This is a genomic window from Leucobacter holotrichiae, from assembly GCF_055791005.1.
In genome coordinates this window covers 99,682-116,334 of the sequence record NZ_JBVUAC010000010.1, presented here as the reverse complement: position 1 = coordinate 116,334, position 16,653 = coordinate 99,682, and the positions used below count along the sequence as shown (strand labels likewise).

Genomic DNA, 16,653 nt, shown 5'->3' with positions numbered 1-16,653 from the left:
GCGAGCTCTACCACCTGGTCAAAGTCAACCCGAGAACCGGTGAGATCGTGAGTTGACAAATATAGGAGCATCAACGCGGTCATGGAGAACTTCTTCGGCCACCTCAAGGAAGAGTGCTTCCACCACGTCCGCTACCTCAGCATCGACGCCCTCGAGATCGCACTGCACGAGTACATCCGCCGGTACAACAACGACCGCATCACAGAACGACTCGAGGGCCTTAGCCCGCTGCAATACCGGCCCCAGACCCTCGCAGCCTAGGCTTCAACTAACCAGTCCAACAATCGCGGACCAGTTCAATCGGCGAGTACCGATCCGCCCCTTTTTTGCGTGCTCGCACCGTGCTCGCACCGCCCGCCCCGGCGGCAGGTCCGTGCCGGTTCAGTGGCCGATCACCGCGTCGAGGAACCGACGCGTGCGCTCGGACTGCGGATTCTCGAAGATCTGCGAGGGCGGCCCCTGCTCGACGACCTGCCCCTTGTCGAACATCACCACCCGGTCGGAGATCTCCCGCGCGAAACGCATCTCGTGCGTCACCATGAGCATCGTCATGTTCGTCGTCGTCGCGAGACGGCGGATCACGTTCTGCACCTCGCCGATCAGCTCGGGATCGAGCGCGCTCGTCGGCTCATCGAGCAGCATCACCTCGGGCTGCATGGCGAGCGCTCGGGCGATGGCGGCGCGCTGCTGCTGGCCGCCCGAGAGCTGCGGAGGCGTGTGCCCCATGTGATCCTGCAGTCCGACCAGCTTGAGCAGCTCCGTCGCCCGCTCCACCGCATCGGCTTTCTTCATGCGCCGCACGTGGATCGGCGCCTCGATGACGTTCTCGAGCACCGTCATGTGCGGGAACAGGTTGAACTGCTGGAAGACCATCCCGATCTTCTTGCGCGTCTCGATCGTCTGCTTCGTCTCGCGGGGCTTGTCGCCCTTCTGCACGTTCCAAAGCACATCCCCGCCCACCGTGACGAGCCCCACATCGGGCGTCTCCAGCGTCATGAGCACACGCAGGATGGTCGTCTTGCCCGAGCCGGAGGGGCCGATGATCGAGACCTTCTCGCCCGGTTTCACCTCGAAGTCGAGACTTCGGAGCACGTGGTTGTCGCCCCATGACTTGCTGACGTTCTCGAACGAGATGGCGACGTCGATCTCGTCGTCGGGGTTGTTGAGGGTTCGGAGTATGTCAGTGTGAGGGGACAAGGCGGTGCTCCAGACGTCGGATGAGCAGAGAACAGGGGAAGCTGACCGCGAGGTACAGCAGGCCTGCGATGGTGATCGGCTCGAGGTAGCGGTAGTAGTTGCTGCCGATCTGCATCGCGGTGCCCATGAGCTCGAGGAGCGTGATCGACGAGAGGATCGCCGAGTCCTTGAACATCATGATGAGGTAGTTGCCGAGCACCGGGATGATGGGACGGATCGCCTGCGGCACCACGATGCGCAGCCACACGCGGCCTCGCGGGAGCCCGAGCGCCTTGCTCGCCTCCCACTGGCCCTGGGGCAGCTGCTCGATGCCCGAGCGGTAAACCTCGGCGGTGTAGGCGCTGTAGTTGAGGCCGAGCACCACGATGCCGGTGGGCAGCGGGTCGAAGGCCAGGCCGGCGTAGGGCAGCACGAAGTAGGCGATGTACGCCTGCACGAGCAGCGGGGTGCCGCGCACGAACGAGACGTAGAAGGTCGCGAGGTGCGAGACCACCGGGATCCTCAGGTGCCGCAGCACCGCGACGACGAGGCCGACCGCGAGGCTGATGAGGAACCCGATGAGGGTGATCTGGATCGTGAGCCAGAAGCCGCGCATGAGCTGCGGCATGATGGAGGCGACGAAATCGCTGTCCCAGATCATTGCGCGCCCACCCCCCTCCGCGCCTCGCGTCGCGCGCGCAGCTTGGCCTTGCGGTCGAGCGCGAAGCGGTTCTCGAGCAGCCGGGTGATCCTGCCGATGATGAGGGAGAGGATGTAGTACATCACGAGGATCGTGAGGAACAGCTCGACCGTCGCGCCGGTCACGGTGCGGGCGTTGAACGCGCGCCACGTGAGATCTCCGACGGTCACGAGCGACACCAGCGAGGTGTTCTTGAGCAGGTCGACCATCACGTTGCCGAACGAGGGCAGCATCGCGGGCACGGACTGCGGGATGAGGATGCGCCAGAGGCGCTGCGTGCGGCTCATGCCGAGTGCGATCGCCGCCTCCGCCTGCCCCTTCGGACGGGACCGGATCGTGCCGCGCACGATCTCGGCGGCGTACGCGCCCTCGTTCAGGCCCAGCGCGAGCACGCCGGCGAGAACCGGATGCAGCTGGATGCCGAGGAAGGGGAGGGCGAAGAAGAACCAGAACATCTGCACGAGCAGACCCGATCCTCGGATGAACTCGACGAACACGAAGGAGGGCCAGCGGAGGAACCAGTGCCGGGACAGCCCCGCCAGTCCGGCGGCGAACGCCACCGCGATCGTCAGGGCCGCCCCGAGCACGGTCACCATCACGGTGACCCCGAGCCCCTCCAGGAGGAGGCCCGAGTACTCTACGACTGAATCCATGGATGACTCCGGCGCGGAAGACCGCGGATCAGCCTTCGTTCTGGCAGAGCTCTTCGGAAGTCACGCCCTCGACCGCCTCGGGATCGAAGCCCCACTTCGTGAGGATGTCGGCGAACTCGTCGGTCTGCTTGAACTCGGCGAGCGCCTCGTTGTAGGCGTCGAGCAGCTCGGTGTCGGACTTTCGGAATGCCGCGCCGGAGCCCGTGCGGGGCGCATCCTCGATCGGCTCCGTCACCTCGAGATTCGGATCGTTCTCGTCGATGAGATCGCGCAGCGAGAGCGTCGGCAGCAGGAAGGCGTCAGCGCGGTTCGCACCGATGGCCTCGATGCCGCTGCGCGCGTCCTTCACGAGCACCTGCTGACCGTCGGGCACTTCCGCGGTCTTGAGGATGCCCTCCTCGAAGCCGCCCGTGAGCACCGCGATCTTCAGATCGGGGTTGTCGAGCACGTCCTGCACTGTGGTGATGCCCTTCGGGTTGCCCGCGGGCACGCCGAACGATTCGGTCGACACGATCACGGGCTCGGAGTATGCGACCGCGTCGCAGCGCGACTGCTTCATGAACAGCCCGGCGGCGACCACATCCCAGCGACCGGCGTCGAGGCCGGGGATCATCGACTCGTACGGGGTCGTCACGCCCTCGATCTCCTCGATGCCCATGCTCTGCAGCACGGCGCGCAGCACATCGGGCTCGGCGCCCGTGACGGTGCCGTCCGCGTTCACCTGGGTGTAGGGCGGCTCGTTCGCGATCGCGACGCGCAGGTAGCCGTCCTCCACCGCCCGCGCCAGCGTGTCCTGGGCACTGTCGCCCGCGCCGGAATCCGGCCCCTGGCCGGGCGTCGTCGCGGTGCAGGAGGCGAGCATGGCGGCCGCGAACACTCCGCCGAGCAGGGCTGCGGCGACTCGTCGGGTGCGTGTGAACTGCTTGAGGGTCATCGTTGACTCCTATCGAAGATGTCTCGTTCGGGACAGAGTGAGGGTCCGTGCGGTTCCAGATGTGTCGTATAACTGTAGGACAATCCCACCTTAGGACAATAGGCAGAATCCGCTGCGTCCGTCAAGGCCCCTATCAAGGTCGTTACCGCCCCGTGACGGGATCCGACGCCCGTAGCGCCAGACCCGTCGTCGCCGCGAGCGCGACAACGGCGGCCACCACTCCGCCCTCGATGAACCCTCCGGCGAGGGCGAGCCCCCAGAGCACACCGCCGAGCCAGAGGCCCCCGTCGACTGCGAGGTTCCAGACCACTGAAGCCCGGCCGGGATCGACGCACTGCATGACGGCGTGCAGCGTCGCCGTCTGCACGACCCCCACGCCGAAGCCGAGCAGCAGGCCCCACGCGACGCCGGCGGCCACCCCCGGCGCGAAAACCCCGGCCACGCCTCCGGCGGTGATCGCGGCGGCGCCGGTCCACCACACGAGCGACGAGCGCAGCCTCCCCTCGAGTTCCCCGCCGGCCCACTTCCCCGCCGCATTCCCGGCCTGCACGCAGAAGATCGCCACGGCGGCGGAAGCACCGCCCTCCTCCGCAGCGGCGGAGACGAGCACCGGAAAGCTCGACAGCCCGTGCGACAGCAGCAGCACTCCGAGCATGAGCACGCACAGCACGAGCCACGGCACACTCGTGAGGCCCGGCCCGGTCTCGCGATACCGTCCGCCCCGCTCCCCTCCGGCCCCGCCGACCGCCGCCGCGGCACCGCGAGGCCTCCTCCCGGCCGCGGGAAGCCGCAGCGCGGCAGCCGCCGCGATCGCGCACAGCACGGCGGCGCATGCGCCGAACGTTCCCGGAGCGAAGGCGAGGGCCGCCTGCACCCCGATCGGCGATCCGACGGCGGAGGCGCTCATCGTGACGAGACCGTAGACGCCGAGAGAACGTGCAAGGCGGCGCTCCTCCACGATAAGCGCGACGCCCTGCGTGCCGACCACAATCATCACGCCGAAACCGATGCCGCCCAGCATCGCACCGAGCAGCAGGACGACCGGCTCCTGAGCGAGACCGGCGAGCAGCGCGCCCGCCCCGAGCACGAGCAGCGAACCGGAGAGCACGAAGCGCATCGACCAGCGCCGCACGAGGGCCGGGACGAAGACCTGCACACCCATCACGAAGCCCATGAGCACCCCCACGAACAGGCTGCCGAGCGCCGGTGCCTCGGGCCTGGTCACGGGCACGAGCGAGTACAGCGAGAAGAACACCGCCATCCCCGCCGACACGGCGGCCATGAGCAGCATGAACGCGCCACCGGAGCGCGGCACGCCGCTCCCCGCGCCTTCTCCACCTCCCGTGCTCACGGGCGCAGACCGCAGCCGGCGCTCAAGCCTCGATGAGCCGCTGCCCCGGGCCGACGGCGTCGACGCCGAGCCTCCGCAGGGCCGCCCACACCGTCGCTTGATTCGCCGACACGATCGGCTTGCCGAGCTCCCGTTCGAGCGGGGCGATGAGATCGTAGCTCGGCAGGTTCGTGCAGCTCACCACGATCGCCTCAGCGTCGGGGTGGTCGACCGAGCGCACGAGTTCGGCGATGCGGGAGTACGGCACGGTCCAGATCTCACGATCGAGTCCGAGCGCCTCGTGCCGCAGCACCTCGACGCCGTGCTCGCCGAGGAAGCCGTCGAGGCGCGCCGACAGCTCCGGGAGGTAGGGGGTCGCCACAGAGACCCTGCGCGCGCCGAGGGCCTCGAGCGCCTCGACGATCGCCCCCGAGGTGGTGACCGCGTGCGCGGCCCCCGCCTCCCGCATCGCCTCGCGGATCCTCCGCTCCCCCGCGCGGCCCCGCACGAAGCTCGCGGAGGTGCAGGCGTACGCGACCGTCTCCACCCGACCGGCGGTCACGCTCCGAACGCCGGCGACGAGGTCGGCCTCGTCGGAGATCTCGAGCGCGAACTCGATCGTCACGGCATCGTCGACGAAGGGCGTCCTGGTGAGCAGCAGGTCGACCTCGGGCGGCGCCCAGCGCCACAGTTCCGCGTCGAGTTCGAGGTCGAACGGCGCCACCACTCCGACCGCGAGCCGCGGGTCCGGCCCCGCCGGCATGTCCGATGTCCGCTGCACTGCGCCTCCTCGGCAAGTATTGTTAGATTGTCAACATTCTAAACATCCGATCCTCATGATGGAAGAGGAGAACTCCGTGCACCTCACCGATCGGCAACTCGAGCGGATCGCCGCCCTGCTCCCGCCACCCCCACCGCCCGCCGCGAACTACGTCCCCGTGCGCGAGGCGGGCGGCTTCCTCCACGTCGCGGGCCAGACCCCCCACGTGCGCGGAGAACTGCGACTCCGCGGCGCCGTCGGCGACGGCCCGCACCACGTCAGCCCCGAACAGGCTCGCGAGCTCGCGGGCGAGGCGGCGCTCAACGCGATCGCGGCGATCGCGGACCATCTCGGCGACCTGCGCCGCCTCTCACACCTGGTTTCGGCGACCGTCTTCGTCGCCTCGGACCCCGCGTTCGCCCGTCACCCCTGGGTCGCCGACGGCGCGTCGGAGACCCTCGTCGAACTGTTCGGCGAGGCCGGCCGGCACGCTCGGGCCGCCGTCGGCGTCGCCTCGCTGCCGGACGGGGCGCCCGTCGAGGTGAGCGTCGTGGCCTACGCGGAGCCGTAGGCGGGGCGGATGGAACGGGCTACGAGGCGGCGGGCGCCGCGTCGCCCGCGGCCTCGCCACCCGCGGCCTCGTCAAAGCCCTGAATGATCATCTCGACGGCGCGATCCATGTGCTCGGCGAGCAGTCGGTTCAGCACCGGTACGTCGCTCTCCCGGATCGCGCGGGCGATCGCGCGGTGATCCGCGAGGCGGTCGACCACCGGGTAGACGCGGCTCTCGAAGGCGGCGAGGCACATGCGCGCCTCCGTGGCGAGTGTGTCGTACATCCGGTTGAGCCTCGGGCTGTGTGCCTCGGCGACCATGCACTCGTGGAACTCCACGTCGAGGCGCACCAGTTCGTCGACGTCGGCGTTCGCCGCCGCCCGCGCCTCGAGCACATCGCTCAGGTGATCGAGCGCGTCCGCCATCTCGGCGGTGCGCCCCGTCACGTCGATCACCTTGAGGCAGGCGGTCCGCTCGATAGCGATGCGCGCCGTGTAGATGTCGAAGATGTCATCGGGTCCGAGCCGGGCGACGAAGACGCCGCGGTTCGGGCGGCTCACCAGCAGGCCCTCCTGCGTCAGCCGCTGCATGGCCTCGCGCAGCACGCCCCGGCTCACCTGCAGCCGCCGGGAGAGTTCCGCCTCGACGAGCTGCTGCCCCTGCTTGAAGTGACCGCGGGCGATCGCCTCGCGCAGACGCCGTGCGATCAGGCTGGCGGTCGACTCCGCGCGGATCGGCGCGATCTCCTCTGCTCCCTCTCTCACGCGGTCCCCCTTCTCGGCTCTTCGCGCTGGCGGCCGGCGCCCCAGCAGTCTACCCGCGTGCCGGGCTCTCGCGGTTCAGTCCACGTCGGCTTGGCGCTGCGTGAGGATGTCGCGGAGACGGTCCTCGTTCTCATCGATGTGACGCAGCACGAGCGCCTCGGCCTCCTCGGTGCGCCGATCGAGGATCGCATCGACGATCTCGCGATGCCGGTCGACGATCGGCCCCTGCGGGTGCAGATACTCCTCGTCGGCGTGCGAGAGCACCGCGAAGTAGAAGATCAGCTCTTTGCAGATCGAATCGTAGAACGCCGACAGCCGCTCGGAATCGAGCAGGCCCACGATCGCCTGGTGCAGCGCGAGGTCGGCCGCGATGATCTGATCGGGCTTCAGCTCGGCCGCCGAATCCTGCAGGCGGCTCCACGCCTGGGCGAGGGCCTCGAGCTGGGCATCGCTCGCCCGCGCGCGCACCGCCGCCAGCTCGATGTGCCGTCGCGAACGGAACACGTCGGCGAGATCCTTCAGCGACGGCGTGCTCACGATCGCTCCGCGGTGCAGCTCGTACTTCACCAGCCGGCTTTGCTCGAGCAGCCGGATGCCCTCGCGCAGCGAGTTGCGGGAGATCTCGAGACGCTTCGCGAGCTGCGTCTCGCGCAGCGGCTCCCCCGCCTCGAGCACGCCCGTGACGATTAGCCCGCGCAGCCGGTCGGCGACGAGCTCAGCAGCGCTGGTCATCTGTATCGGCTCCACGCTGTATTCCGCCATGGACACAGGGTAGCACCGTCCGATCGTCGACAATTCCAGGGTCCGGGGCTGATCAAGGGTCTCGGAGCCGTCGCGCTGCCACGGCACGCGGCCACCGCGCAGCGGGGCGGAGCGATCCGTATCGACCGGGACCGAATCGACGGGACCGAGGGGTGAAGCCGATCCCCGCTCAGCTCCCGACGAACTCCGGCAGCCGATCCCTGCCGCGCGTCATCAGCGGCTCGATGACAAAATCGGAGAAGTCCGGTTCCCGCAGTTCCTCCGCGAACTCCGCGATGGTGGTCTGATAGAGCACCGGCACCCCCTCTTTGTCGAGGTACCAGCTGGCACAGCCGCCGATCGCCCAGATGCTGCGCTTCGCGATATCGCGCACCTTCTCGAGCCAGCGATCGGCCGCTTCCTGCGACACCGCGGGGCAGCTTCTGCAGGCCCACGCGTGCGGCCTCGCGACTCTCGTCGGTCCCGTTGGGGTCGACGAGGGCCTTCTTCAGCTCGGCGCGCTTCTCCGCGTAGCGGTCGACGATCGCCTGGCGCTGCTTGTTCTTCGCAATCATGCTTTTCTTCGCCTCGAACCGGCACGACCTCGTTCAGCCCGTGGCGGCGAGGTCGGGATCCGCGACGACCAGAGCCGCCTCCGCGGCGACGCCATCGAAGTAGTGGCGTCCACCTCTCCGGAACGCCTTGCGGGAATACCCCCCCTGGGTATAGTGTTCTCACTGTAGCAGCGCCGGGCACGGGGCCGGGCGCACCATCTGGAGGAGACAGACATGGCAACCACGAAGTACCAGGTCAGCGGGATGAGCTGCGGCCACTGCGAGGTCGCGATCCGCGGCGAGGTGGAGCAGGTCCCGGACGTCACCGGCATCGAGGTCAGCTCAGCCACAGGCAACCTCGCAGTGACCACCGACGGCGCCCCCGTCGACGACGCCGCGGTGCTCGCGGCCGTCGAGGAAGCCGGGTACGAGGCGAGCGTCGCCTAGCGGCGACAGCACGGCGTCGGCACCGACGACCGCCGCTCCCACCCGCTCGATCCAGTGAGAAGGACCCGATGAACACTCCCGCCAAGCTCGGCCTCTACGGCGTCGGCCTCGTCGCCGCCTTCGGCGCAGCATTCCTCGTCGCCGGAGCGGTCGTGCCCGAATCCGCGGTCGAGGCCCGCGCCGAGGCGACCACCGGGGGCCACGGCGGCCACGGCGAAGCCCCCGCCGAGACCGAGGCGGCCACCGCCTCGCTGCCGGGCCTGTCGCTCGCCGAGGGCGGTTACCAGCTCGGTCCCGTCTCAACCCCGCACGAGCTCGGCGAGGAGGGGGAGCTCAGCTTCTCGATCCTCGACGAGCACGGGGAGGCCGTGACCGAGTTCACCGAGGAGCACGAGAAGGACCTCCACCTCATCGTCGTCAGGAACGACGGCGCCGAGTTCCGCCACGTGCACCCGACGCTCGACGCCGAGGGCACCTGGTCGCTGCCCTGGTCCTGGTCGGAGGCGGGCACCTACCGCGTCTTCGCCGACTTCATCCCGGCCGAGAGCGGCGAGAAGCTCACTCTCACGCGCAGCCTGAACATCGGCGGCGACTTCGAGCCGGCGCACGGCCACGACGACGTGCGCACCGCGAAGGCGGGCGAGTTCGATGTCGAGCTGCAGGGCGACCTCTTCGTGGGCGGCGGATCCACCCTCACCCTCGAGGTGACCCGTGACGGCGAGCAGATCACCGAACTGCAGCCCTACCTCGGCGCGTTCGGGCACCTGGTCGCGCTGCGCGAGGGCGACCTCGCCTACCTGCACGTGCACCCTGAGGGGGAGGAGCCGAAGCCCGGCGACCTCTCGGGGCCCACGGTCGACTTCGCGACGGAGGCCCCGACCGCGGGCCGCTACCTCCTCTACTTCGACTTCCAGGTCGGCGACGAGGTCTACTCCGCTCCGTTCGCACTCACCACCGCGGAGGGCGATGCCCCCGCAGACGGCCACGACGACGGCGAAGACTCCCACTGACCCGGCGCGCGGCGCCCCACCAGAAGGACAGCGACATGTCAGCACCCGAAATGACCAGCGATGCCCCGGTCGACAGCTACGAGCTCGCGATCGGGGGCATGACCTGCTCGTCGTGCGCGATGCGCATCGAGAAGAAGCTCAACCGACTCGACGGCGTGGAGGCCTCGGTCAACTACGCGACCGAGAAGGCCAGGGTCACCGCCCCGCGCGGCCTCGACCCCCAGGCGCTCATCGCGGAGGTGGAGAAGACCGGCTACACCGCCGAGCTGCCGAAGCCGAAGACCCGGTCGGCCGACGCGGCCGCCGACGGCGACGAGGATCCCGCCGAAGATCGCGAGCTGACCGTGCTGCGCCAGCGCCTCATCGGCTCGATCGTGCTGTCGGTTCCGGTGATCCTCATGGCGATGATCCCCGCACTGCAGTTCACCTACTGGCAGTGGGCGTCGCTCGCCCTGGCCGCGCCCGTCATCGTATGGGCCGCCTGGCCCTTCCACCGCGCCGCCTGGATGAACCTGCGCCACGGCGCCGCGACGATGGACACGCTCGTTTCAGTCGGCACGACGGCGGCCTTCCTCTGGTCGCTCTTCGCGCTCTTCTTCGGCACCGCCGGCGAGCCCGGCATGACCCACGCGTTCGAGCTGTCGATCGCACCGAGCGATGGCGCCGCGAACATCTACCTCGAGGTCGCGGCCGGCGTGACGATGTTCATCCTCGCGGGCCGCTACTTCGAGAAGCGCTCCAAGCGCCAGGCGGGCGCCGCGCTGCGGGCGCTGCTCGAGCTCGGTGCGAAGGACGTCGCCATCGTGCGCGGTGGCGAGGAGGTCAGGATCCCGATCGAGGATCTCGCCGTGGGCGACGAGTTCGTCGTCCGCCCGGGCGAGAAGATCGCGACCGACGGAGTGATCGTCTCGGGCATGTCGGCGATCGACGCCTCGATGCTCACCGGCGAGTCGGTGCCCGTCGAGGCCGGGCCGGGCGACGCCGTCGCGGGCGCGACGGTGAACGCGAGCGGGCGGCTCGTCGTACGGGCGACCCGCGTCGGCTCCGATACGCAGCTCGCCCAGATGGCGAAGCTCGTCGAGGACGCGCAGTCGGGCAAGGCCGAGGTGCAGCGCCTCGCGGATCGGGTCTCGGGCATCTTCGTACCGATCGCGATCGCGATCGCCGTGGTCGCGCTCGGCGCGTGGCTCGGCGCCGGCTTCCCCGCGGCGAGCGCGTTCACGGCGGCCGTCGCCGTGCTCATCATCGCCTGCCCCTGCGCCCTGGGTCTCGCGACCCCCACCGCGCTGCTCGTGGGGACCGGTCGCGGTGCCCAGCTCGGAATCCTGATCAAGGGCCCTGAGGTGCTCGAATCGACCCGCCGCGTGAACACGATCGTGCTCGACAAGACGGGCACCGTCACCACGGGACGCATGACTCTCGTGGACGCGATCACTGCGGGCGACACGGATCGCGCCGAGCTGCTGCGCCTCGCCGGCGCCATCGAGGACGCCTCCGAGCACCCCATCGCCCAGGCGATCGCGAAGGGCGCGATCGAAGAGCTCGACATCGTGCTGCCGCCCGTCGAGGACTTCCGCAACGTCGAGGGACGGGGTGTCACCGGTGTGGTCGAGGGCCGCGCGCTGCTCGTGGGCCGGCAGTCACTGCTCGACGACTGGTCCATCGCCGAGGATCCCGAGATCCTCCGCCGCAAGCAGGCCGCCGAGGCGGAGGGCAAGACGGCCGTGCTCGTCGCCTGGGACGGCGCGCTGCGCGGGCTGCTCGTGGTGGCCGACACGGTGAAGCCCACGAGCGGCGAGGCGATCGCCCAGTTCCGCGAGATCGGCCTGTCACCGATCCTCCTCACCGGCGACAACGAGACCGTGGCGCGGCGCATCGCGGCCGAGGTCGGCATCACCGACGTCGTCGCCGAGGTGCTGCCGGGAGACAAAGCCGACGTCGTCTCGCGGCTGCAGTCGGAGGGCCGCGTCGTCGCGATGGTCGGCGACGGGGTCAACGACGCCGCGGCCCTCGCGCAGGCCGACCTCGGGCTCGCGATGGGCACGGGCACGGACGCCGCGATCGAGGCGTCCGACATCACGCTCGTGCGCGGGGACCTGCGCAGCGCGGCCGACGCGATCCGGCTCGCCCGGCGCACCCTGGGCACGATCAAGGGCAACCTGTTCTGGGCCTTCGCGTATAACGTGCTCGCGATCCCGCTGGCCGCGTTCGGCCTGCTCAACCCCATGCTCGCCGGTGCGGCGATGGCGTTCTCGAGCGTCTTCGTCGTCGGCAACAGCCTCCGCCTGCGCTCCTTCAAGAGCCGCGCGGTGGATAGCGTAGAGGCATGACCTCGCCCCACGACCACCACAGCCGTGACCACGGCCACGCCTTCAGCACCGGGCACCCGGCACGGCCCGAGACGAGCGAGGCGGGCGGCCACGGGCACAATCACGACCACGGGTTGGAGGGACACGCGACCGCCGGCGGCAAGCACCGCAAGAAGCTGATCCTCGTGCTCAGCATCACCGCCACCGTCTTCCTGGTGCAGGTCGTGGGCGCCCTCATCTCGGGATCGCTCGCGCTGCTCGCCGACGCGGGCCACATGCTGACCGACGCCACCGGCGTGCTCATCGCGCTCATCGCCACCTTCATCGCGGCGCTGCCGGCGACCTCGAAGCGCACCTACGGGCTCATGCGCGTCGAGGTGCTCTCTGCGATGATCAACGGCATCGTGCTCAGCGTGATCTGCATCGTCATCGTGTACAGCGCGATCCAGCGCATCGGCAGCGAGGTCGAGATCGAGACCGGGCCGATGCTCGGCGCGGCGATCATCGGCGCCGTCGCGAACCTCGTCTCCCTGCTCATCCTGCAATCGGGGCAGAAGGAGAGCATCAACGTGCGCGGCGCCTACCTCGAGGTGCTCGGCGACCTCATCGGCTCCGGCGCAGTCATTAACGCCGGCTTCATCATCATGTTCACGGGTTGGAACTGGGTGGACCAGGTCGCGGCATTCGCGATCGCGCTGCTCATCGCCCCGCGGGCCTACAGCCTGCTGAAGGACGTCGTGCGGATCCTGCTCGAGAGCACGCCGAAGGACGTCGACCTCGATCAGACGCGCGAGCATATGCTGTCGGTGCCGGGCGTGGAGCAGGTGCACGATCTGCATGCGTGGACCATCACCTCGGGCGTCAACGCGATGTCCGCCCACGTGGTCGTGGCCGAGGAGACGCTGGACTGGGAGCGGTACGACCGCATCCTCGACGAGCTGCACGCCTGCCTCGGGGAGCACTTCGACACCGAGCACTGCACGATCCAGCTCGAGCCCTCGCACCACGCGAGCCACGAGAACGACACACACGACTGAGCGCCCGTAGAGCAGCAGGAGCGGATCGCCGATCAGCTCCTGCCGATCGCAGACCGGATGCACGGAGGTCTCGGCGAGGGCGACTGAAGCGCACTGGCGGCAGCCCGCGCGTAGCGACGCGATCGCACCCCCGGAAACGACGAAGCGGGCGCGGATCCCGGAGGATCCGCGCCCGCTGGCCAGCCCGTGAAACGGGCCGGGAGACTTACCAGCTCGACTTGGTGATGCCGGGCAGCTCGCCCCGGTGCGCCATGTCGCGGAAACGCACACGCGAGACGCCGTACTTCGACAGCACGCCGCGGGGGCGGCCGTCGATGACGTCGCGGCTGCGCACGCGCACCGGCGAAGCGTTGCGGGGCAGCTTCTGCAGGCCCACGCGAGCGGCCTCGCGGCTCTCGTCGGTGCCGTTGGGGTCAACGAGCGCCTTCTTCAGCTCGGCGCGCTTCTCCGCGTAGCGGTCGACGATCGCCTGGCGCTGCTTGTTCTTCGCAATCATGCTCTTCTTCGCCATGATTAACGCTCCTCTCGGAACTCGACGTGCTTGCGGATGACCGGGTCGTACTTCTTGAGCACGAGGCGATCGGGAGTGTTACGACGGTTCTTCTTCGTCACGTAGGTGAACCCGGTGCCCGCGGTCGAGCGGAGCTTGATGATCGGACGTACGTCCTTGTCCTTCGCCATTAGAACTTCACCCCACGCTTCTGCAGATCAGCCACGACGGCGTCGATGCCGCGGGCATCGATCACCTTGATGCCCTTGGCCGACAGGGTGAGGGTCACCTTGCGGCCGAGCGACGGCACGTAGTAGGTCTTCTTCTGGATGTTCGGATCGAACCGACGCTTGGTGCGACGGTGCGAGTGCGAGATGTTGTGACCGAAGCCGGGAACGGCGCCGGTCACCTGGCACACTGCTGCCATGGTGTTTCCTCTCATACCGTGAGACCGGACGGCCTCACCCAAGATTTCTTGTCTGCAGGAACCCCGGCCTGACGAATCATTCCGGTCTCGAGCCGAGCGGCTCCCGCGGTCTGTGCACTGGGACGGCGCACAGCCAAAGATCGATCTTAGACGACGATCGCCGACCGCGCAACAATCGGGCGTGTCGCGGGGTGGATCCGGTCTGTAGTCACACGGGTTCGAGGGCGAGCGCGGGCGCTCAGGCCAGCGAGTGGCGCTGATCCGGATCCGGATCCAGTGTCTCGACGACCTCGTCGGCCTCCTCCTGGGCCTGCGCCCCGAGGCGGCCGCGGGAGAGACGGTTCACGATCATGGCGATCGCGCCGTCGCCGGTCACGTTGGTGGCCGTGCCGAAGCTGTCGAGCGCGATGTAGGCGGCGAACATGAGCCCGACCTCCATATCGCCGAAGCCGAGCATCTGCACGAGCAGGCCCGCCGCGGCCGCGATCGCGCCTCCAGGCACGCCGGGCGCCGCCACCATCATCACGCCGAGCATGAGGATGAAGGGGAAGTAGGCGCCGAACGACACGTCACCGCCCGTGAGCAGCAGCACCGCGATCGAGAAGCAGGTGATCTTCACCATCGAGCCCGAGAGATGGATCGTGGCGCACAGCGGCACCACGAAGCCCGCGACCGAGTCGGAGACGCCGTTCTTCTTGGTCGACGCGAGCGTGACGGGGATCGTGGCGGCCGACGACGAGGTGCCGAGAGCGGTGAAGTAGGCATCGCGCATGTTCCAGAGCGCGCGAAGCGGGTTGGCTCCGGCCATCGCGCCCGCCGCCGTGTACTGCAGCAGGAGCACGACGAAGGTCAGGGCGAACGAGACGATCACCACGAGCAGGAACTTCGTGACGACCTCGATCGCAGCCCCGCTCGCCGAGAGATCCATGAAGATACCGAAGATGAAGAGCGGCAGGGCAGGCACGATGATGCGCCGGATCAGCGACTCGATGATCGTGCGGAACTCGACCGCGCCGCGGAAGATCACGCGGCTGCGGAACGCGGTCAGGCCGATCCCGATGACGAACGCGAGCACGAGAGCGCTCATCACGTCGATCACGGGAGCGAGCACGATCTCGGTGGCGGAGTCGCCCGGCGCGGAGACGACCGAGAAGTAGGGGGCGAACCCCGATCCGCTTCCCTCGTCCAGTGATTCCACGCCGCCGGCCGACATCGACGCGGTGAAGAGCCAGCGGCTCACGACGTAGGCGAGCAGGCCCGCGATGATCGTCGAGCCGTACGCGATGACCGCGGTGATCCCGAGCCACTTGCCCGCGCCCTTGCCGAGCTCCGCGATCGCGGGGGTCACGAGACCGAAGATGATGAGCGGCACGGCGAAGCCGAGGAACCCCGAGAAGATCGAGTTGTAGGTGAGGAACACGCCTCCCAGCCAGTCGGGCATGACCGGGCCGAGCAGAATGCCGAGCAGGATCGCGACGACGATCCATCCGAGAAGAGGGACGGAGCGGAACAGTTTCATGGGGATCCTTCGGGCCTGCGGCGGAGCGGCTCGCGCGGGCTCGGCGGCTCCGGCGAGGTCGCGCCCCGAACCGGGGCGCTCCCGACAGTGTATGCGGCGCGGGAAGCAGGCCCTCTCTTGTATCTTGCAATAGACGGTCCTGCTCTCCCACGCACCCAGGAGGCCACTATGCGGACGGGCTCTGCTCCACCCCACGAGAAGACCGGCGAACGCATCCCGTTCGAGCATCTCGTCGAAGCCATCGAGACGGCGCTCTCCGACGCCGGAGCCTCGCCCGAGGTCGCCGCGATCCTCGCCCGCAACCACGCGGGGTGCGAGCGCGACGGCGCCCTCAGCCACGGGGTCTTCCGAGTGCCGCAGCACGTGGAGACCCTGCGCAGCGGCTATCTCGACAGCGCGGCCGAACCGCGGGTCGAAGTCGTCAGCCCCGGCTACATCAGGGTGGATGCCGCGAACGGCATCGCGCAGCTCGCGCTCAAGCGCGCACGCGGCGACATCATGCGGGCGGTCGAGGATCAGGGCGTCGCGGTCGTCGCGATCCGCGATTCCCATCATCACAGCGCCCTGTGGCCCGATCTCGAGCCGTTCGCCGAGGCCGGCACCGTAGCACTCACCGCGGTGACCGGCGGAGAGCCGAACGTCGCACCCGCTGGGGTCCGCGAACCGGTCTTCGGCACCAATCCGTTCGCCTTCGCAATCCCGGTCGACGGTGCTCGCCCGCTCATCGCGGACTTCGCGACCTCTTCGATGTCGTTCGGCGACGTCACCCTGGCGGCAAGCGCGGGCGGTGAAGTGCCGCCCGGCACCGGGGTCGACTCGGCCGGCAACGCGACCACCGAGGCCCGCGCCATCGTCGAAGGCGGCTCGCTGCTGCCGTTCGGCGGGCACAAGGGCGCGATGCTCTCGATGCTGGTCGAACTGCTGGCGTCCGGCCTCACAGGCGGCGACTTCTCGTTCGAGACCGGCGGCGAGAAGCCGGCCGACGCGCATTCCACGCGCACCGGCCAGTTCCTCCTCGTGCTCGATCCGGATCGCGGCGGCTCCGGTAGCGGCTTCGCAGCGCGCGCCGCGCAGCTGGTGCGAACGCTCCGAGAAGCGGGCATGGATCGCATGCCCGCCGATCACCGTTACCGGGCGCGAGCAGAAGCCGAGAGGCTCGGGATCCCGGTCACCGCCGCGATCCGCGAGCTGCTGGAGCGTTGAGGCGGATCCGGATCCGAATCCGAATCCGGACTGCACCCCTTCGCAGC

At 69.0% G+C, this 16,653-nt stretch carries 20 protein-coding genes and 1 pseudogene; 7 read left to right on the top strand and 14 right to left on the bottom strand.

Going from position 1 to position 16,653, the window contains the following annotated elements:
* Positions 1-81: 81 nt before the first annotated feature.
* Positions 82-261 (top strand): integrase core domain-containing protein, encoded by a 180-nt coding sequence (locus AC0KXF_RS12910; protein WP_473109564.1) that lies wholly within the window; start codon positions 82-84, stop codon positions 259-261.
* 120 nt (positions 262-381) lie between these two features.
* Here the strand turns inward: AC0KXF_RS12910 and ehuA are convergent, their stop codons facing one another.
* The 6 genes from ehuA to AC0KXF_RS12880 form a co-directional block, all read right to left on the bottom strand.
* Positions 382-1,197, bottom strand: coding sequence for an ectoine/hydroxyectoine ABC transporter ATP-binding protein EhuA (gene ehuA, locus AC0KXF_RS12905; protein WP_473109563.1), 816 nt, complete (start codon positions 1,195-1,197; stop codon positions 382-384).
* Complete coding sequence (ehuD, locus tag AC0KXF_RS12900) at positions 1,181-1,837, bottom strand: ectoine/hydroxyectoine ABC transporter permease subunit EhuD (protein ID WP_473109562.1); 657 nt, start codon at positions 1,835-1,837, stop codon at positions 1,181-1,183. Before ehuD ends, ehuA begins: the two co-directional genes overlap by 17 nt.
* Positions 1,834-2,529 (bottom strand): ectoine/hydroxyectoine ABC transporter permease subunit EhuC, encoded by a 696-nt coding sequence (gene ehuC / locus AC0KXF_RS12895; RefSeq protein WP_473109561.1) that lies wholly within the window; start codon positions 2,527-2,529, stop codon positions 1,834-1,836. The genes ehuD and ehuC overlap by 4 nt, the downstream gene beginning before the upstream one ends.
* A 28-nt stretch (positions 2,530-2,557) precedes the next feature.
* A complete protein-coding gene (gene ehuB, locus AC0KXF_RS12890) occupies positions 2,558-3,463 on the bottom strand; it encodes an ectoine/hydroxyectoine ABC transporter substrate-binding protein EhuB (RefSeq protein WP_473109560.1) in 906 nt (301 codons plus the stop codon).
* A 142-nt stretch (positions 3,464-3,605) separates the two neighbouring features.
* Positions 3,606-4,778 (bottom strand): hypothetical protein, encoded by a 1,173-nt coding sequence (locus tag AC0KXF_RS12885; protein WP_473109559.1) that lies wholly within the window; start codon positions 4,776-4,778, stop codon positions 3,606-3,608.
* 58 nt (positions 4,779-4,836) lie between these two features.
* Positions 4,837-5,574 (bottom strand): maleate cis-trans isomerase family protein, encoded by a 738-nt coding sequence (locus AC0KXF_RS12880; RefSeq protein WP_473109558.1) that lies wholly within the window; start codon positions 5,572-5,574, stop codon positions 4,837-4,839.
* A 76-nt stretch (positions 5,575-5,650) separates the two neighbouring features.
* Between AC0KXF_RS12880 and AC0KXF_RS12875 the strand changes: the two genes are divergently transcribed.
* Positions 5,651-6,124, top strand: a complete 474-nt coding sequence (locus AC0KXF_RS12875; RefSeq protein WP_473109557.1) for a RidA family protein — start codon at positions 5,651-5,653, stop codon at positions 6,122-6,124.
* A gap of 19 nt (positions 6,125-6,143) precedes the next feature.
* Here the strand turns inward: AC0KXF_RS12875 and AC0KXF_RS12870 are convergent, their stop codons facing one another.
* From AC0KXF_RS12870 to AC0KXF_RS12855, 4 genes and pseudogenes are all read right to left on the bottom strand, one after another.
* Complete coding sequence (locus AC0KXF_RS12870) at positions 6,144-6,869, bottom strand: GntR family transcriptional regulator (RefSeq protein ID WP_473109556.1); 726 nt, start codon at positions 6,867-6,869, stop codon at positions 6,144-6,146.
* Between the two features lie 75 nt (positions 6,870-6,944).
* Positions 6,945-7,631: a GntR family transcriptional regulator gene (locus tag AC0KXF_RS12865; protein ID WP_473109555.1), complete on the bottom strand. Its 687-nt coding sequence runs from the start codon at positions 7,629-7,631 to the stop codon at positions 6,945-6,947.
* A gap of 169 nt (positions 7,632-7,800) precedes the next feature.
* Positions 7,801-8,040: a hypothetical protein gene (locus AC0KXF_RS12860; RefSeq protein WP_473109568.1), complete on the bottom strand. Its 240-nt coding sequence runs from the start codon at positions 8,038-8,040 to the stop codon at positions 7,801-7,803.
* A pseudogene (locus AC0KXF_RS12855) lies at positions 8,033-8,185 on the bottom strand (30S ribosomal protein S14); the annotation flags it as partial. The pseudogene AC0KXF_RS12855 and the gene AC0KXF_RS12860, both read right to left, overlap by 8 nt.
* 213 nt (positions 8,186-8,398) lie before the next feature.
* Here AC0KXF_RS12855 and AC0KXF_RS12850 point away from each other — a divergent pair.
* The 4 genes from AC0KXF_RS12850 to AC0KXF_RS12835 all read left to right on the top strand — a co-directional run bounded on the left by AC0KXF_RS12850 (position 8,399) and on the right by AC0KXF_RS12835 (position 12,967).
* Complete coding sequence (locus tag AC0KXF_RS12850; protein WP_473109554.1) at positions 8,399-8,611, top strand: heavy-metal-associated domain-containing protein; 213 nt, start codon at positions 8,399-8,401, stop codon at positions 8,609-8,611.
* Between the two features lie 68 nt (positions 8,612-8,679).
* The gene (locus AC0KXF_RS12845; protein WP_473109553.1) at positions 8,680-9,621 is read left to right on the top strand and encodes a heavy-metal-associated domain-containing protein; all 942 of its coding nucleotides are present in this window, start codon (positions 8,680-8,682) and stop codon (positions 9,619-9,621) included.
* A gap of 35 nt (positions 9,622-9,656) precedes the next feature.
* Positions 9,657-11,951 (top strand): heavy metal translocating P-type ATPase, encoded by a 2,295-nt coding sequence (locus tag AC0KXF_RS12840; protein WP_473109552.1) that lies wholly within the window; start codon positions 9,657-9,659, stop codon positions 11,949-11,951.
* Positions 11,948-12,967 (top strand): cation diffusion facilitator family transporter, encoded by a 1,020-nt coding sequence (locus AC0KXF_RS12835; RefSeq protein WP_473109551.1) that lies wholly within the window; start codon positions 11,948-11,950, stop codon positions 12,965-12,967. Before AC0KXF_RS12840 ends, AC0KXF_RS12835 begins: the two co-directional genes overlap by 4 nt.
* A 205-nt stretch (positions 12,968-13,172) precedes the next feature.
* Here the strand turns inward: AC0KXF_RS12835 and rpsN are convergent, their stop codons facing one another.
* From rpsN to AC0KXF_RS12815, 4 genes are all read right to left on the bottom strand, one after another.
* Positions 13,173-13,478: a 30S ribosomal protein S14 gene (gene rpsN / locus AC0KXF_RS12830; RefSeq protein ID WP_017884002.1), complete on the bottom strand. Its 306-nt coding sequence runs from the start codon at positions 13,476-13,478 to the stop codon at positions 13,173-13,175.
* Between the two features lie 2 nt (positions 13,479-13,480).
* Positions 13,481-13,648, bottom strand: coding sequence for a 50S ribosomal protein L33 (gene rpmG / locus AC0KXF_RS12825; protein WP_017884003.1), 168 nt, complete (start codon positions 13,646-13,648; stop codon positions 13,481-13,483).
* Complete coding sequence (gene rpmB, locus AC0KXF_RS12820) at positions 13,648-13,884, bottom strand: 50S ribosomal protein L28 (RefSeq protein WP_105805590.1); 237 nt, start codon at positions 13,882-13,884, stop codon at positions 13,648-13,650. Before rpmB ends, rpmG begins: the two co-directional genes overlap by 1 nt.
* A 238-nt stretch (positions 13,885-14,122) precedes the next feature.
* A complete protein-coding gene (locus AC0KXF_RS12815) occupies positions 14,123-15,403 on the bottom strand; it encodes a dicarboxylate/amino acid:cation symporter (RefSeq protein WP_473109550.1) in 1,281 nt (426 codons plus the stop codon).
* Positions 15,404-15,571: 168 nt separating this feature from the next.
* Here AC0KXF_RS12815 and AC0KXF_RS12810 point away from each other — a divergent pair, with 168 nt between their 5' ends.
* Complete coding sequence (locus AC0KXF_RS12810) at positions 15,572-16,606, top strand: Ldh family oxidoreductase (protein ID WP_473109549.1); 1,035 nt, start codon at positions 15,572-15,574, stop codon at positions 16,604-16,606.
* The last annotated feature ends 47 nt before the right edge of the window (positions 16,607-16,653 follow it).

What these genes read in the sequence shown, in the direction of transcription:
- AC0KXF_RS12910 (WP_473109564.1), top strand. Translation starts at nt 82, where the DNA reads ATGGAGAACTTCTTCGGCCACCTCAAGGAAGAGTGCTTCCACCACGTC.
- ehuD (WP_473109562.1), bottom strand. Translation starts at nt 1,837, where the DNA reads ATGATCTGGGACAGCGATTTCGTCGCCTCCATCATGCCGCAGCTCATG.
- ehuC (WP_473109561.1), bottom strand. Translation starts at nt 2,529, where the DNA reads ATGGATTCAGTCGTAGAGTACTCGGGCCTCCTCCTGGAGGGGCTCGGG.
- ehuB (WP_473109560.1), bottom strand. Translation starts at nt 3,463, where the DNA reads ATGACCCTCAAGCAGTTCACACGCACCCGACGAGTCGCCGCAGCCCTG.
- AC0KXF_RS12865 (WP_473109555.1), bottom strand. Translation starts at nt 7,631, where the DNA reads ATGGCGGAATACAGCGTGGAGCCGATACAGATGACCAGCGCTGCTGAG.
- AC0KXF_RS12850 (WP_473109554.1), top strand. Translation starts at nt 8,399, where the DNA reads ATGGCAACCACGAAGTACCAGGTCAGCGGGATGAGCTGCGGCCACTGC.
- AC0KXF_RS12845 (WP_473109553.1), top strand. Translation starts at nt 8,680, where the DNA reads ATGAACACTCCCGCCAAGCTCGGCCTCTACGGCGTCGGCCTCGTCGCC.
- AC0KXF_RS12840 (WP_473109552.1), top strand. Translation starts at nt 9,657, where the DNA reads ATGTCAGCACCCGAAATGACCAGCGATGCCCCGGTCGACAGCTACGAG.
- AC0KXF_RS12835 (WP_473109551.1), top strand. Translation starts at nt 11,948, where the DNA reads ATGACCTCGCCCCACGACCACCACAGCCGTGACCACGGCCACGCCTTC.
- rpsN (WP_017884002.1), bottom strand. Translation starts at nt 13,478, where the DNA reads ATGGCGAAGAAGAGCATGATTGCGAAGAACAAGCAGCGCCAGGCGATC.
- rpmG (WP_017884003.1), bottom strand. Translation starts at nt 13,648, where the DNA reads ATGGCGAAGGACAAGGACGTACGTCCGATCATCAAGCTCCGCTCGACC.
- rpmB (WP_105805590.1), bottom strand. Translation starts at nt 13,884, where the DNA reads ATGGCAGCAGTGTGCCAGGTGACCGGCGCCGTTCCCGGCTTCGGTCAC.
- AC0KXF_RS12815 (WP_473109550.1), bottom strand. Translation starts at nt 15,403, where the DNA reads ATGAAACTGTTCCGCTCCGTCCCTCTTCTCGGATGGATCGTCGTCGCG.
- AC0KXF_RS12810 (WP_473109549.1), top strand. Translation starts at nt 15,572, where the DNA reads ATGCGGACGGGCTCTGCTCCACCCCACGAGAAGACCGGCGAACGCATC.